The organism is Chryseobacterium sp. CH21 (genome assembly GCF_004119445.1).
In the GTDB taxonomy this organism is placed as follows: Bacteria; Bacteroidota; Bacteroidia; order Flavobacteriales; family Weeksellaceae; genus Chryseobacterium.
The window spans coordinates 1-14,190 of record NZ_QICI01000044.1; the positions used below are offsets into that span (position 1 = coordinate 1).

Here is a 14,190-nt window from a genome sequence, read left to right on the forward strand (position 1 = left end):
AGATAAAAGTGTTTCATCTGAAATTTCCCGTAAAACTTCCAAAATTCTTCCGTAATTTGCAATTAAGTTGTTCATTGTAAATGTTTTGTAGCAAAAAAATTACTGGTTTTCAATCGAATGAACAACTTATTTTTTTGCATTCATAATGCACAACGGGTTACTGTTATAATAAAGTATCATTACAAATCAAGCATCTGAATGAATCTATTTACATCAAAACTAAAAATTTCCTTATTGATCATCTACTTCATTGTTCATCAAAGCTGTCTAGCTCAGAAAAAAGATGAAATTCATTTGGTGTATAAGGATATTTTTTATCATGATAAAGTAATTGATAGAATTAAATCTTATGATAGCAAAACCGCAATCTATCAAGTAAAACAATTATATCCCGATGGAAATTACAAGATAAAAACAGTGACATTAAATCTGACAACAAAAACATTAAAGACATTTATAATTTGTATTTAAAACTACAACCTAGAAATTTGCACAATTGTACATTTAATGATAATAATGAACTCTTCTTAAGTTCAACAATCAGTTTTAATAAAAATGAAAATGTGGATAATTTACCATGTAATATCGATTGGGAAGACAAAGAGAAGTATAATCAAATTGAAACAAAACTATATGAATTTATTTTACCTACGTATAGGTTACAATTTCCGGATGAATCTGTACAGAAGTAATATCAAAGCTTCAGATATGTTAGCAAAACAATAAGTATCATCAATCCCCCAATCATTTGGGGGATTTTTATTTCACAAAAAAGCCACCGCAAAAGCAGTGGCTAAAAATCAAATCTAATTATAAGTATGTCCCCTTATAAGTTCGGGTTGTTTTCAGATCATCTTTGTGGAATACTGAATAAATAATAACTACTGTTTGGTGTGAACCCATTAATTAGTAATCAAAAGCTTAATTTTGCACACTAAATGAAATATTTTTTATTTATACCTTTTATGATCTATCAGTTTTTGAAAAAGCGAAATAAAACTGATAGCGATGCTTATATGAATAGCATTCTCATTTTTTTTATATATACATTCCTCTATACTTTTTTTTAATCCCTCAAAGTGTAGATTTTGTATTTATTATAATCAATAAAATTTCTACTGTTCTGGGATTTTCAACGAATAATAAGTTGGTGAAATATGCATTTTTCATTATATTAACAATACCCTTTTTTGCTTTTATTAGAAAAAAAAGGTTGGATACTATAAAATTTAATGACTTTGAATATAAAATAGCTTACGTACTCACAGGTTTTATCCTCTGGTTTCCTATAGCTTTGTTTATTTTTTTACTTATTAAACTTTTACTAGTTGAAAATAAAGTAGTATAAATTTAAAATCTACGAGTTAAAAATTATTATTTATTCTCGAAAAAGGTTGATTAATTTAATAGTGTAATATATTTAAATCAGAATAGGAAGATTCCTATTCTGATTTTGTTTTTTACAGTTTTTTATTAAAAAAGCCACCGCAAAAGCAGTGGCTAAAAATCAAATCTAATTATAAGTATGTCCTCTTATAAGTTCGGGTTGTTTTCAGATTCTCTTTGTGGAATACTGAATAAATAATAATTACTGTTGGGTGTGAAAGCCGATTTATCCGGGAAATCAAGAACAGAATGTCCTTTACCGTCTACGGTTTTCACTGTTCCGTCCGGTGTAGTGATCTGTACTTTTATCGGTTTGCCATCTGCATCTACAAATGGCTTTCTTACCACTGTACCCTGCGTTCTGATAATATCTGAAAGGGAGAATCCTTCTCCGAATAATTCTTTTCTTCTTTCAATTAAAACAGCATCTATCACCGCGTTCTGAGATAATGAACCATTATAAATATTGGCATTTCTTGCTGATTTCAACTGATTCAGAACTGCTACAGCTTGAGAAACATTTCCGTTTCTGGCTTCAGCTTCAGCTTCAATCAGATACATTTCCGCAGCTCTCATGTACACAATATCTGCAATAAGGGTTGGTTTAAATTTAAACTTAGCATATCTCAGCAATCCTTCTCTTCCTTTCTGTCCGTCCCATGAAAACAACTGGGATCTGATATCATTGGCATCAAAAAGGTCTTTAAAATAAGGATCCGCCATAAAGCTGTAATAATAACTTCCTGATGATGATACATCCAGATAATGGAAGGCATAGCTCGCATCAGACTGCTCCTGAGTTTGTGCATGCCCCCAGATCCATTCAACATTGTTGATATCATTGAAGCCATCTTTATATTTTTCCGGAGCCATTAAAGGAGAACCTTCTCTTGCAATTTTGGCCGATGCTGAAGCTTTACTCCATTCACCGGTATTCAGGTAGGTTCTTGCTAAAAGTCCGTTCACAACAGCACGGTTGATCTTATCCTTATTATTTCTTGTATAGCTTTTCAACAGGTTATCCGCATCGGTAAGATCACTTTTAATCAAAGTATAGATTTCCTCAAGGCTCGCTCTTTTCTTCCCTACTGTACTTGTTGTGGAAGGTTCAGTGTAAATGGGAGCCGTTAAAGCTGTTTTGTCTTTCAGGTAGCTGAACTGATAAAAGCTCGCCAGATTCAGATAACAGAAAGCACGTAATGCTTTCGCCTGTCCTTTCACCTGATTCTTTTTCTCCTGGCTACCTTCTGTTCCATCAATTCTTGTAATCACATTATTCATATTATTGATGGTAGAATACAACATAGTCCAGATAAACAACGGACGGCTTGCTGTAGTGTTCACCATCTCTGTGAAAGCATAAGTAGAAGCAAAACCATATTTATTAGTCAACACTGCTACATCACTTCCCATCGCATCACTGGCTCTTAGAACAGTGGAGTAACCGATATTAGCATACGTTGTCCCGTCATTATTAAATTTTGCCCAGGTACCATTCACCACTGTTTCGGCACTTTCGGCGGTTTTGAAAACCTCCACACTGTTAGCCTGATCCGTTGGCGCAGTATCCAGATCATTTTCACAGCTTGTCAGCGACAAAAACCCGATGAGTGCAAACGATATATATTTTAATTGTTTCATTGTTTCAATTTTATAAAAGATTAAAGAGTTGCCTGAAGACCGAAAGTGATGGTTCTCATTGCAGGATATCTGTAATACGTTGTTCCGTCCAAAGCCTGCTCAGGATCCATTCCTTTATGTTTATAGAAAGTCAGAAGGTTTTCTGCCTGAATATAAATTCTGAACTTTTTAAGTCCGATTTTCTCAAAATAAGATTCAGGAAGGGTGTATCCTAAGCTTACATTTTTAAGTCTTGCATACGTTCCGGAATATAAAAATCTGGAAGATGTTGATGTCCAGTTATTTGTTGTTGTACTTAATCCAGGAACATCCGTGTTAGGATTATCTGGAGTCCATCTGTTCAGCATTTCTGCGCTCCATGCGCGTCCTCCTGCACTTCCGTTATGCATGATCGAAGTATAGTCATTATCCAAAATTTTGCCTCCTATTTTGAATGTCAATAACCCTGAGAAATCAAAATTCTTATAATTGATACTTGTACTGATTCCTCCCGTCAGTTTAGGTAAGGCAGAACCTTGCAACAGTTTTGTAGCTTTTGAATATTCTGACGTCGTTCCTTCCACTGAGTTTCCGCTGGCATCTGTAGTAACTGTTTTCCACAGCGGCTTTCCATTGCTTGGATCTACCCCGGCCCATTCAGGAATAAAGAAATCATATACAGAACCTCCTACTGTTAATAACTTAGTTCCCACCACAAGAGAACCTCCGGGTAATTTGGTTACTTTATTGTTTAAAGTACTCAAGTTCACATCTACATTCCACTGGAAATCATCTGTCTTAACTGGGGTTGTGAATAATGAAAATTCAAACCCTGTATTCTGAATGGTTCCGATATTCGCAGGATAATCACTGATTCCCAGAGATGGTGCCACCGGCATGTTAAACAGAAGATCCTGGCTTTTTCTTTTAAAATATTCTATATTTCCTTTAATTCTGTTATTCAGAATAGCGAATTCCAATCCTACGTTTAAATTAAGATTGGTTTCCCATTTCACATTATTGGTAGACGTTTTCTCCAGTGTTGTCCCTGGTTCACCACCAAGGCTGATAAATCTGTATAGTTCCTGATATGCGTAATAAAGCGGCTGCCCGTTAGGTCTAAGCAATTTATCATTCCCCTGACCTCCATAGCTGGCACGCAATGTCAATTGATTGAAGACATTCAGGCTTTTAATAAATTCTTCATTGGATATCTTCCATGAACCTCCTACTGACCAGAATCTTCCCCATCTGTTATCTTTTGCAAATCTTGAAGAACTGTCTGCTCTTCCTGAAGCTGACAGGAAATAGGTATTATTATAGTCATATTCTACTTTTCCAAGGAAACTTAATAAGCTTAATTTATTACTGTTTCCGCTGAAGCTTCCTAATAAAGAGGCTGCATCCGGCTCATAGTAATAAGGCAGTGAGAACTGACTTCTTGTTCCGGAAATCGTCTGATAATCGTATTTATAGAATTCATGTCCTGCCAAAGCATTGATGTGATGTTTTCCAAATTTCTTATCATAGGTAAGAATATTACTGGTTGTATAAGAAAGCGTTCTTGTATTGGTTTTCGTCACCGAGCCTCCTATTTCGGCACCTTGCCCCAACAATGGATTTGAATAATAATGTCCATTATAATTCACCAAATCAACAGAAAAACTTGTTTTGAATTTCAACTCTGGTAAGAAGGTCAATTCCATGAATCCTTTTCCTGAGAAGTTATCTTCTTTATTATCATTTTTATCTAAAGGCAGTGTTGCTGCAGCATTCTGATTCTGAAGAGCATTCGTAGGTCTGTATTTTCCAAAATCATAAATCGGGTTTCCATCAGATCCCAAAATATAAGTACCATCCGGATTTCTTTCATAATAAGGATAAAATGAAGGAATAAATCTTGCCGCATTGATGATGTTGCTCGCCTTGGAATCTGAAGAAGTAGGAGCCTGCTGAATACTGTTTGTATAATTTAAGTTCACTCCGACATTCAGCCATTTTTTCACTTCAGAATTGATCTTTAATCTGGTGTTGTATCTTTTATATCCTGATTCTATCGCCATTCCTTTATCATCCAGATACCCCAGTGAGAAGAAATAATTGCTTTTCTCGCTTCCTCCACTGATGTCTAGATCTACCTGATTTCTCGAAGCTACTCTTTGCAAAATGTCTCTCCAGTCGTCATTCCAAAGTGCCGATGCACCAGGTAATAGTTTTCCATCTGTTCCTACCGGCTTAGGGTAAGCAGTTCCATATGGATTGATGCCCAATGAAGAAACAAGGTTGTCCGTTGCCATCTGAGCCGCTTGCTGAGCATTCACTTTTCCAGATTGATATCCGTTTCTCAACGCTTCCCAATACAATTGGAAATACTGATCTGTATTAACCTGTTCATAATCTTTCACCGCTCTTCCGGAGAATCCCTGACTGATATTAAAATTGACTCTGGCTTCTCCTTTTTTACCAGACTTTGTGGTGATGATGATAATTCCGTTAGCTCCTCTTGATCCATACAAAGCACTTGCTGTAGCATCTTTCAGAACACTGATGGATTCAATATCGCTTGGGCTGATAGAGTTCAGATTTCCGTCAAAAGGAATCCCATCCACTACATATAGCGGATCACTGGAAGCACTTATGGAACCAATTCCTCTGATTCGAATGGTTGAAACTGCACCAGGCTGCCCAGATGCGCTGGTCGTTTGAATTCCTGCAACCTGTCCTTCCAATGCTTTGGTAATATTGGTGACAGGTCTGTTATTAATTTTATCACTTGAAATGGTTGCTACGGAACCGGTATAGCTGTTTCTTTTAGCTTTTCCATAGGCTACCACTACTACTTCATCAATCTCCTTTTCATGAAGGCTATCTTTTTTCGGCTTGGAATTCTGTGCATTCATACTGGTCACTCCAAGAAAAAAAGCAGCAACCGGAGGTATCCAAGCTTTAGAATTGAATAAATTTTTGCTAATCATAATCAATTTTATTTATCATATATTAAAATTTAGCCCTTTGCAGAAAAGCCAGCAAAGGGCATCGATAAATACGATAAACCAAATGCTTATTTCTCCTAAAAAGGCTGAATGTAACACCTTGCCCCACGGGTAGGTTGTCAAGATCTCACAGGGTCAGTTCCCTCCATCTTTCTTTATAAGCCGATCGAAATATGGTTGCAAAGCTAAAAACTTTTAGTCTACAAAACAAGTAGACTTATTTGTTTTTCATGATAATTTTTCAAAAATTAACGTAAATTTTTAATAAAACTCCCTACAACAAAGTGTTACACTCCTTATCATTTTATCAGACATGATAAATATCATTATTAATAATTCAATTAACGAAAAGCGAATCAATGAAGAAATTTTTGACCATTAATTAAAAAAAGTTTTTAATTTTATAGTATGAAAGTTTTGATCATCAATGGCCCTAACCTTAATCTGTTAGGCACAAGAGAACCGGAAATCTATGGAAATGTTTCTATGGAAAGCTATTTGGAGATATTAAAATCCGAGTTTCAAACTCATGAATTAAAATATTACCAGTCTAATATTGAAGGAGAGCTTATCAACAGACTTCAGGAGGATGATTTTGATGCAGTAGTAATCAATCCGGGAGCTTTTACTCATTATTCTTATGCTATTGCAGACTGTCTAAAAAATATCAGGAAACCAAAAGTAGAAGTTCATATCAGTAATATCTACAAAAGAGAGGAATTCCGACAAAAATCTGTAACAGCAGCTAATACGGATGCGGTTTTATCTGGTTTTGGAATGGATGGGTATAGATTGGCTTTATTGAGTTTAAAATAAGTTTTTAACCACAGATTGCACAGATTTTCACAGATGCATATGGATAATTAGAAGATAATTTATGAAGATAAAGGATAAGATTTAATATAAACATCTTAACTGAATCTGCGGAACAAAAATAAAAAAGCCTCATCGATGATGAGGCTTTTTGTATGTTGATAGGTAACTATTAGATAGTCTGTTCCTGCAATTGAGGTCCTGAAGCAATTAATTTCTTACCTTCTTCAGTATCACAATATTGCTCAAAATTTTTGATATATCTTGAAGCAAGATCTTTTGCTTTTTCTTCCCATTCTGAAGCATTTTCATAGGTATCTCTAGGATCTAAAATACCTGTAGAAACATTTGGTAATTCAGTAGGAATCTCAAGGTTCATGATTGGAACCTGAGTTTTTGGAGCATTATCAATAGAACCGTCAATGATAGCATCAATAATTGCTCTTGTATCTTTCAGAGAGATTCTGCTTCCGGTACCATTCCAACCTGTATTTACTAAATAGGCTTTAGCACCATGTTCCTGCATTTTACCGATCAATGTTTTAGAATACATTGTTGGGTGTAATGTAAGGAATGCTTCACCAAATGCAGGTGAGAAAGATGGTTGAGGCTCTGTAATTCCTCTTTCAGTTCCTGCTAATTTTGAAGTATAACCGCAAAGGAAATGGTATTGAGCCTGATCTTCATTCAGGATAGAAACCGGAGGAAGTACTCCGAATGCATCTGCTGAAAGGTATACGATCTTCTTAGCATGACCTGCTTTAGAAGGCAATACAATTTTGTTGATATGATAGATTGGATAAGAAACTCTTGTATTTTCTGTGATAGATCCATCAGTATAATCTGCTACTCCATTGTTCACAACAACGTTTTCAAGAAGTGCATCTCTTTTGATCGCTCTGAAAATATCCGGTTCTTTTTCTTCTGATAAGTCAATTACTTTAGCGTAGCATCCCCCTTCGTAGTTGAATACTCCGTTGTTATCCCATCCGTGCTCATCGTCACCGATAAGATATCTTTTAGGATCTGCTGACAAAGTAGTTTTACCTGTTCCTGAAAGACCAAAGAATAAAGCAACATCCCCTTTTTCACCTACGTTTGCAGAACAGTGCATTGAAGCCATACCTTTTAATGGAAGGTAATAATTCATCATTGCAAACATACCTTTCTTCATCTCACCTCCGTACCAAGTACCTCCGATGATCTGTAGTTTTTCAGTAAGGTTGAACATAATGAAGTTTTCAGAGTTTAGTCCCTGAGCTTCCCAGTTCGGATTTGTTGTTTTTGATCCGTTGATTACTGTGAAATCCGGCTCACCAAAGTTTTCAAGTTCATAGTGAGAAGGACGGATAAACATATTGGTCACGAAATGTGCCTGCCATGCTACTTCAACGATAAATCTTACTTTAAGTCTTGTATCTGCATTTGTTCCACAGAATGCATCTACTACATAGATTTTCTTAGCTTCAGAAAGCTGATTCATCACTAGTTCTTTACAAGAACCGAAAATTTCTGCAGTTGTAGGTAAGTTTACTTTACCATCCCAGAAAATTGTATCTCTTGTAACATCATCCTGAACAATATATCTGTCTTTAGGTGAACGACCTGTGAAAATTCCTGTTTTTACCGATACTGCGCCAGACTCTGTAAGCTCAGCTTGCTCAAACCCCTGATTTTCAGGAGAAACTTCAGCCTGGTATAATTCTTCGTAAGAAGGATTATACACTACCTCATAGTTTCCTTTAATCCCTAATTTCTCTAAATCCTGGATGATTTTAGTGTTTTTCATTTTACTTATATTTTCTATTTCTTTATTGACTTCAACAAAAATAATATTAATTATTTGTTAAAGACGGTTTAAATATACTGATATAAGTCAGAATGGCAAATAAAAAAACAGGTTTGTAAGATATTGATTATAAATCAATTATATTTTCCCATTCCAAAACGGTTGTAAAACCTTTCTCCCAAAAATAGTTCTTATAGCCCCCAAATTTGGCACTCATTACAAAATCTCCACCCCATGCGCCTAAACTTTTGACAAATGAAGGGCAATCTGAGAATAATTTCTCTTTAACTGTCGATATTTCAAGAAAATTGGATATTTTATGCTCATGAATCATCATTAATTCGGAAAAATTTTCCAATTCATTGCATAACAATATTTTTTTTGTGAGATCGGAAAATTCATTCACCAATTCCGGAGACTTCTTTTTCGACTTGTAAAAATTTATTCCTTCTCTGCTATCTTGCTTCTGATTTAAATGAATAAAAATCAGTTCGTTTTTAAAAGATGGATTAAAATTTACCTTTTCATATTTTATCTCAGGCTTACTTTGGAAAAGCACTGCTGATTTTTCTTTCGCCACTGCAATGTCATATCCACTTCCTCCCAAGCTGATGGAGTTAAGATGAAAAGGATCAATCTCTGCCCATTCTGCAAGATTGTTCATCAGGGTAGAACTACTCCCAAGCCCATAATCTGCCGGAAACTGAAGGTTTGTTTTTAAATGGTAATTAAGATCAGTCTTGAATTTACTGTTAGAAAGCAGCTGAACATTTTGTAATGTTTTGGCAATAAATTCAGCGCTTGATGGAATATTGGTTTCTAAAATCTGCCAGTTTTTATAATCAATGACAGCTCTTAACCATAATGTATTCTGATGATAGGCTTCCCAAAGAATAAGTGACTTTCCGTCTTTTATTTCTTCAAAAAAAAACTCTTGTCCCAGCTTGGTAGGTACCGCTAAGACAAGAGCTCCATCTATTGCGAAATATTCTGAAGTAAGCATAAGCTTGCCCGGTGAAAATATCGCATTCATATATTTTTATTAGATTGCAGAAACTGCGTCTACAGATCCATCAATTTTTTTGATCAATCCCTGTAGGGTCTTACCTGGCCCTACTTCTACGAAGTTAGTGGCACCATCTTTAATCATATTCTGTACAGACTGAGTCCATTTTACAGGACCTGTAAGCTGAGCGATAAGATTTTGTTTAATCTCATCAGGATTGGTTACCGCTGTAGTAGTAATATTCTGATATACAGGAATAGTTGCTTTTCTGAATTTTGTGTTTTCAATCGCTGCTGCCAGTCTTTCCTGTGCAGGCTGCATCAAGGGTGAATGGAAAGCTCCGTTTACGGGTAATAATAATGCTCTCTTCGCTCCTGCTTCTTTCAGCTTAATGCAAGCTTCTTCTACTGAAGGTGTTTCTCCTGAGATTACTAATTGCCCCGGGCAGTTATAGTTTGCCGGAACAACAATTCCGCTGATTTGTGCACAGATTTCTTCAACCTTAGCATCTTCTAATCCTAAGATAGCTGCCATTGAACTTGGATTGGCATCACAAGCTTCCTGCATAGCTTTTGCTCTTTCAGAAACTAATTTCAAACCGTCATCAAAGGATAAAACTCCGTTGGCAACCAAAGCTGAAAACTCACCTAAAGAGTGTCCTGCAACCATTTCAGCACCAAGACCATTTACGGCTTTTAATGCGGCTACTGAATGTATAAATATTGAAGGCTGGGTAACCTCTGTTTTCTTAAGATCCGCATCCGTGCCATTAAACATAATGGAGAGAATGTCGAAACCTAAAATTTCATTGGCAGATTCCATCAGATCTTTAATATCTTTTCTAGAATCATACAATTCTTTTCCCATTCCTACGAACTGAGAACCCTGCCCTGGAAATACAAGTGCTTTCATGTATTGAATTAAATATTATGCAAATATAATTATAATGTTAACAATATTCTTTTAAACAGTTATAAATCATTTAAGGTACTAACCTGATTACTCTATAACCGGTATTTACATAAGCACCATTAGCTTTAGATTTTACAAACTCAAATTTTGTAGCAAGCTGAGTCTGCACCTTATTCATCTGTTTAAAGATCTCTCCTTTTTTATTTTCTCTGGTTAACATGTCATTGACAACATCAAAACCTACGATAGCATATTTCGGCGGAGTTTTACAGTATTTGTTTTTATAAGCAGCCAGAATTTCTTTTTCAAAGTTTCCGTCTGTATTGATCTTTCTATCCATCAAATATACAAGACTTGCCTGGCTTAGCTCATCTACTCTCTTCTCAAAAGTTGGAGAATAAAACATACTGAATGCCTTCATTCCCTGTACTTCTTTAGACATAGCAGCAATTCTGTTGGCAAAAGCATCCCCTGCTGTATTATCATCACTGGCTAAAATGGCAATAACTGGTGCAGACTGTCCTGTCATCATATTCTGATCCGGCTGAATATCTGCCGAAGAGTTAACAATAATAATATTTGGATTTTTTACTGCTTTTTCAAGTCCTGCTTTGATATAGTTTGCATCTTCTTTTTTAGCGTCTGCTACTATATATATTTTCTGATCAGAATAAATTCCTTTTACTTCTTCTACAATCTTATCAGCATAGGTCTGATTGTTGGTTTCAACAATAATAAGATTACTGTAGTTATATAATTCCGGAGAGTTGGCAAATGGTGCCACAATCGGGATTTTCTGATTTTTGGTAAAATCAAGAACATCAATGACATTGGACTTAAAGAAAGGTCCGATAATAAGATCTGTATTATCAGGATTGATCTGTGTCAAAGAATTTTTGAATGAAGCTTCATTTCCTGAATCCACTACTTTAATGTCCAGTTTTTGGCCTCCTCTTGCATTTCTTTCGATAGCAAGCTTAGCTCCCGTCAAAAAGTCAAGAGCCATACTTCTGTATTGAGTTTCGTTGGTACTGTACCCAAACGGAAGCATAAGGATAACACTAAGAGCGTCTCCGTTTTTCTTTATATAAGCTGCATCCTGTTTTTTGATTTTTAAAACCATTCCGGTTTTTAATCCATGTGAAAGGTCAGGATTAAGTGCTATAAGTTCATCTATTGAAATACCAAATTTATTCACAATAGAGAATACAGTATCTCCTTGTTGAACGGTATAGGTTACATAATCATCCCCCGCAGCAACGTTGGAAGAGGTAGTTGATTTTTCGTTTCCTGAATCCATTTTTGCTTTTGGATTCGTAGATTCAACCACTGTTTCAGAGCTGTTGGTATTATTAGTGCTGGATTTTTTTATTTTAATAGTATCACCAGGTTTAAGTCCTTTTTCTTCCAATCCTGGATTTAAAGCATAAAGATCCTGCTGGCTGATTCCAAACTGCTTTGTAATTCTATAATAATTGTCTTTAGACTGAATCACATAAGATTCTCCTTCTACAGCAGTGGTAACAACGGTAGGTGTAATTGTTGTTATTGTTTTTTCTACAGGGGGTTCAGCATGTTTTTCTGCTGTTACAGCCTGTTGAGTACCTCCATATTTTTTGATACTTGCAAGAGGTAAAGTAATCTCGTCTCCGATTTTCATGTGAGAATCCAGTTCAGGATTCAGTTTTCTCAAATCGGTTTCAGAAATTCTGTATTGTTTTGTGATACCGTAAATGGTCTGCTTTGGCTGTAAAACAATTTTCCCCAAAGAAGAAGTACTTGTGCTTACAATTGCTTTTTCAGCTGGAGCTGATTTGGTAACAGCTGCTGTAGCTGTTTTCTCTGATTTAATTGTTAAAACATCTCCGATAGCCAATTTACCATCTTTATGTTTTGGGTTGAGCTTCAGCAATTCATCTACAGTTATTCCATACTTTTTTGCAATGTTGTAAGGATTATCACCTTGCACAACGGTATGTGATTTCTGGGCTGAAACTCCCAAAACCATACATAAACTGGATAGAATAAAAAACCTCTTTATCATATTCGATAATTATAATTTACAAAAATACTTCTTTAAAATTAAATGGCAACAATTATTAATTTTGAATCTTGAACGACCATTTCCTCTAAACAATTTTCAAGCCACGAATAACCATAATCTGAAAAGAATACACTAAAATTATAAACTCTTTCCTGCCATGTTTTTGCAGGATGAACATCTAAAAACAGATTTTCAAGTCTTTCCAGCAATTCATTCTGTTTTATTTTTTCGGCATGAAGCAAACGTTTTTTCATTCTTTTAAATGACTTTAGTTGTCTTACTTCTTCAGCCTTCACCATATTTCCGAAAGATTTTTCAGTAGTTTCTGCAGAAGTTCTCAGTGCAGAGAAATTGCTGATTAGTGACTCTTCTTTCTCTTCCAGTAATTGTAAAATCGGATTATCTTTTAAAATTTTCTGATTGGTAAGCACTGTAAAATTCTGAAAGAAATCTTCAATTTTAAGATCCAGTTTCTCAATTTTCCCTACAGTTTTCTCTTTCAGGAAAAGCATTGAATTTCTTGGAATCAAAATAGGGAAAGAAATCGAAATTTTGGAGAAATAATCTTTCAATTCCAGCCAGTACATAATTTCGGCATTTCCTCCAATATAGGCCAGATTAGGAAGTACGTTTTCCTGATACACCGGACGCATTAAGGCATTCGGACTGAATCTTTCAGGATGATTTTCCAACTCGTTAAGAATTTCTTCTTCAGTAAACTGAATCGTTTTATCTACAATGATATATTTCTGTCCATTAAATTCTATTCTATCTCTGGTTTCAGAAAGATAGAAAAGATTAATTTCACGAGGATTTACCTGAACCTTTCCATATTTTTCTGTCAGAAGATCTACTTTATTTTTGGAGTTTTTCTGTAAACTAAAATGAAGAAGTTCATCTTTAAAAATCTCCTTCATCTGGCTTTTAAGTTCCTTAGAATCTCCATCTAAAATCAAAAGTCCAAATTCTGAAAAAAGACGGTTGACAAGAATCTTAATTGCTTTAGTTAAAGTATTTCCGGATTTATAAGCTTCTTTCATCATCAAGATCAGCTCTGTTCCGAAGATAGAGTCTTTGAATTCTTTTTCAAATTCAGAAATAAAATAGGTGTCGCTGATTTCAATTCTCCCTACAGGACCTCCTGATTTCTCGTTGGTTTCGTAATAATTATTTTCGGTCTTAAAGTGATTGATCTCTGCGAAATCATGATCTTCCGAAGCCATCCAATAGATTGGGACGAAATTAAAATCTGGAAACTTTTCTTTCAGATACGTACATGTCTTAATAGTCTGAAGAATTTTATATACGAAGAACACAGGTCCTGAAAACAGATTCAGCTGATGTCCTGTTGTAATTGTAAATGTATTAGGCAGCTTAAGATGATCTAGATTTTCTCTTTGTTTTGAGGAAAGAGTGAAATCCGAAAGCTGGCTTTCAAGTACTCCAGATAAAGTTTCTCTCTTTTCTGATGAAAAGGAGTCTTTTTTAAGATGAATTTGTTGTCTGAAATGATCTAAAGAAAATGTATTATTTTCAAAACCCTCAATTTTTTGATTTAAAAAATCTTTTACGAGCTGAGGAATGCTTTCGATATCGTTAAATGATATTTTATTAATTGTTTTCAACC

Annotated in this window: 8 protein-coding genes and 1 riboswitch; of the genes, 1 reads left to right on the forward strand and 7 read right to left on the reverse strand. The window is 35.1% G+C overall.

Features of this window, described 5'->3' with window-relative positions:
* Positions 1–1,533 precede the first annotated feature (1,533 nt).
* Both BOQ62_RS07885 and BOQ62_RS07890 read right to left on the reverse strand, forming a co-directional pair.
* Positions 1,534–3,027: a RagB/SusD family nutrient uptake outer membrane protein gene (locus BOQ62_RS07885; protein WP_129038471.1), complete on the reverse strand. Its 1,494-nt coding sequence runs from the start codon at positions 3,025–3,027 to the stop codon at positions 1,534–1,536.
* Between the two features lie 20 nt (positions 3,028–3,047).
* Entirely contained in the window at positions 3,048–5,981 is a 2,934-nt protein-coding gene (locus tag BOQ62_RS07890; protein ID WP_129038473.1) for a SusC/RagA family TonB-linked outer membrane protein, read from the reverse strand.
* A gap of 83 nt (positions 5,982–6,064) precedes the next feature.
* Positions 6,065–6,163: riboswitch (SAM riboswitch) on the reverse strand.
* A gap of 244 nt (positions 6,164–6,407) precedes the next feature.
* Between BOQ62_RS07890 and BOQ62_RS07895 the strand changes: the two genes are divergently transcribed.
* On the forward strand, positions 6,408–6,815 hold the full coding sequence (locus BOQ62_RS07895; RefSeq protein WP_129038475.1) for a type II 3-dehydroquinate dehydratase: 408 nt from the start codon (positions 6,408–6,410) through the stop codon (positions 6,813–6,815).
* A gap of 169 nt (positions 6,816–6,984) precedes the next feature.
* Here BOQ62_RS07895 and pckA read toward each other — a convergent pair whose 3' ends face one another.
* From pckA to bshC, 5 genes are all read right to left on the reverse strand, one after another.
* A complete protein-coding gene (gene pckA, locus BOQ62_RS07900; protein WP_129038477.1) occupies positions 6,985–8,601 on the reverse strand; it encodes a phosphoenolpyruvate carboxykinase (ATP) in 1,617 nt (538 codons plus the stop codon).
* Positions 8,602–8,728: 127 nt separating this feature from the next.
* A complete protein-coding gene (locus BOQ62_RS07905; RefSeq protein WP_129038479.1) occupies positions 8,729–9,634 on the reverse strand; it encodes a GYDIA family GHMP kinase in 906 nt (301 codons plus the stop codon).
* 9 nt (positions 9,635–9,643) lie between these two features.
* On the reverse strand, positions 9,644–10,519 hold the full coding sequence (gene fabD / locus BOQ62_RS07910) for an ACP S-malonyltransferase (protein ID WP_129038481.1): 876 nt from the start codon (positions 10,517–10,519) through the stop codon (positions 9,644–9,646).
* Between the two features lie 70 nt (positions 10,520–10,589).
* Positions 10,590–12,563 (reverse strand): LysM peptidoglycan-binding domain-containing protein, encoded by a 1,974-nt coding sequence (locus BOQ62_RS07915; protein ID WP_228413809.1) that lies wholly within the window; start codon positions 12,561–12,563, stop codon positions 10,590–10,592.
* Positions 12,564–12,601: 38 nt separating this feature from the next.
* Positions 12,602–14,188, reverse strand: a complete 1,587-nt coding sequence (gene bshC, locus BOQ62_RS07920) for a bacillithiol biosynthesis cysteine-adding enzyme BshC (RefSeq protein ID WP_129038483.1) — start codon at positions 14,186–14,188, stop codon at positions 12,602–12,604.
* Positions 14,189–14,190 lie beyond the last annotated feature (2 nt).

What these genes read in the sequence shown, in the direction of transcription:
- BOQ62_RS07905 (WP_129038479.1), bottom strand. Translation starts at nt 9,634, where the DNA reads ATGAATGCGATATTTTCACCGGGCAAGCTTATGCTTACTTCAGAATAT.
- pckA (WP_129038477.1), bottom strand. Translation starts at nt 8,601, where the DNA reads ATGAAAAACACTAAAATCATCCAGGATTTAGAGAAATTAGGGATTAAA.
- BOQ62_RS07890 (WP_129038473.1), bottom strand. Translation starts at nt 5,981, where the DNA reads ATGATTAGCAAAAATTTATTCAATTCTAAAGCTTGGATACCTCCGGTT.
- BOQ62_RS07895 (WP_129038475.1), top strand. Translation starts at nt 6,408, where the DNA reads ATGAAAGTTTTGATCATCAATGGCCCTAACCTTAATCTGTTAGGCACA.
- fabD (WP_129038481.1), bottom strand. Translation starts at nt 10,519, where the DNA reads ATGAAAGCACTTGTATTTCCAGGGCAGGGTTCTCAGTTCGTAGGAATG.
- BOQ62_RS07915 (WP_228413809.1), bottom strand. Translation starts at nt 12,563, where the DNA reads ATGATAAAGAGGTTTTTTATTCTATCCAGTTTATGTATGGTTTTGGGA.
- BOQ62_RS07885 (WP_129038471.1), bottom strand. Translation starts at nt 3,027, where the DNA reads ATGAAACAATTAAAATATATATCGTTTGCACTCATCGGGTTTTTGTCG.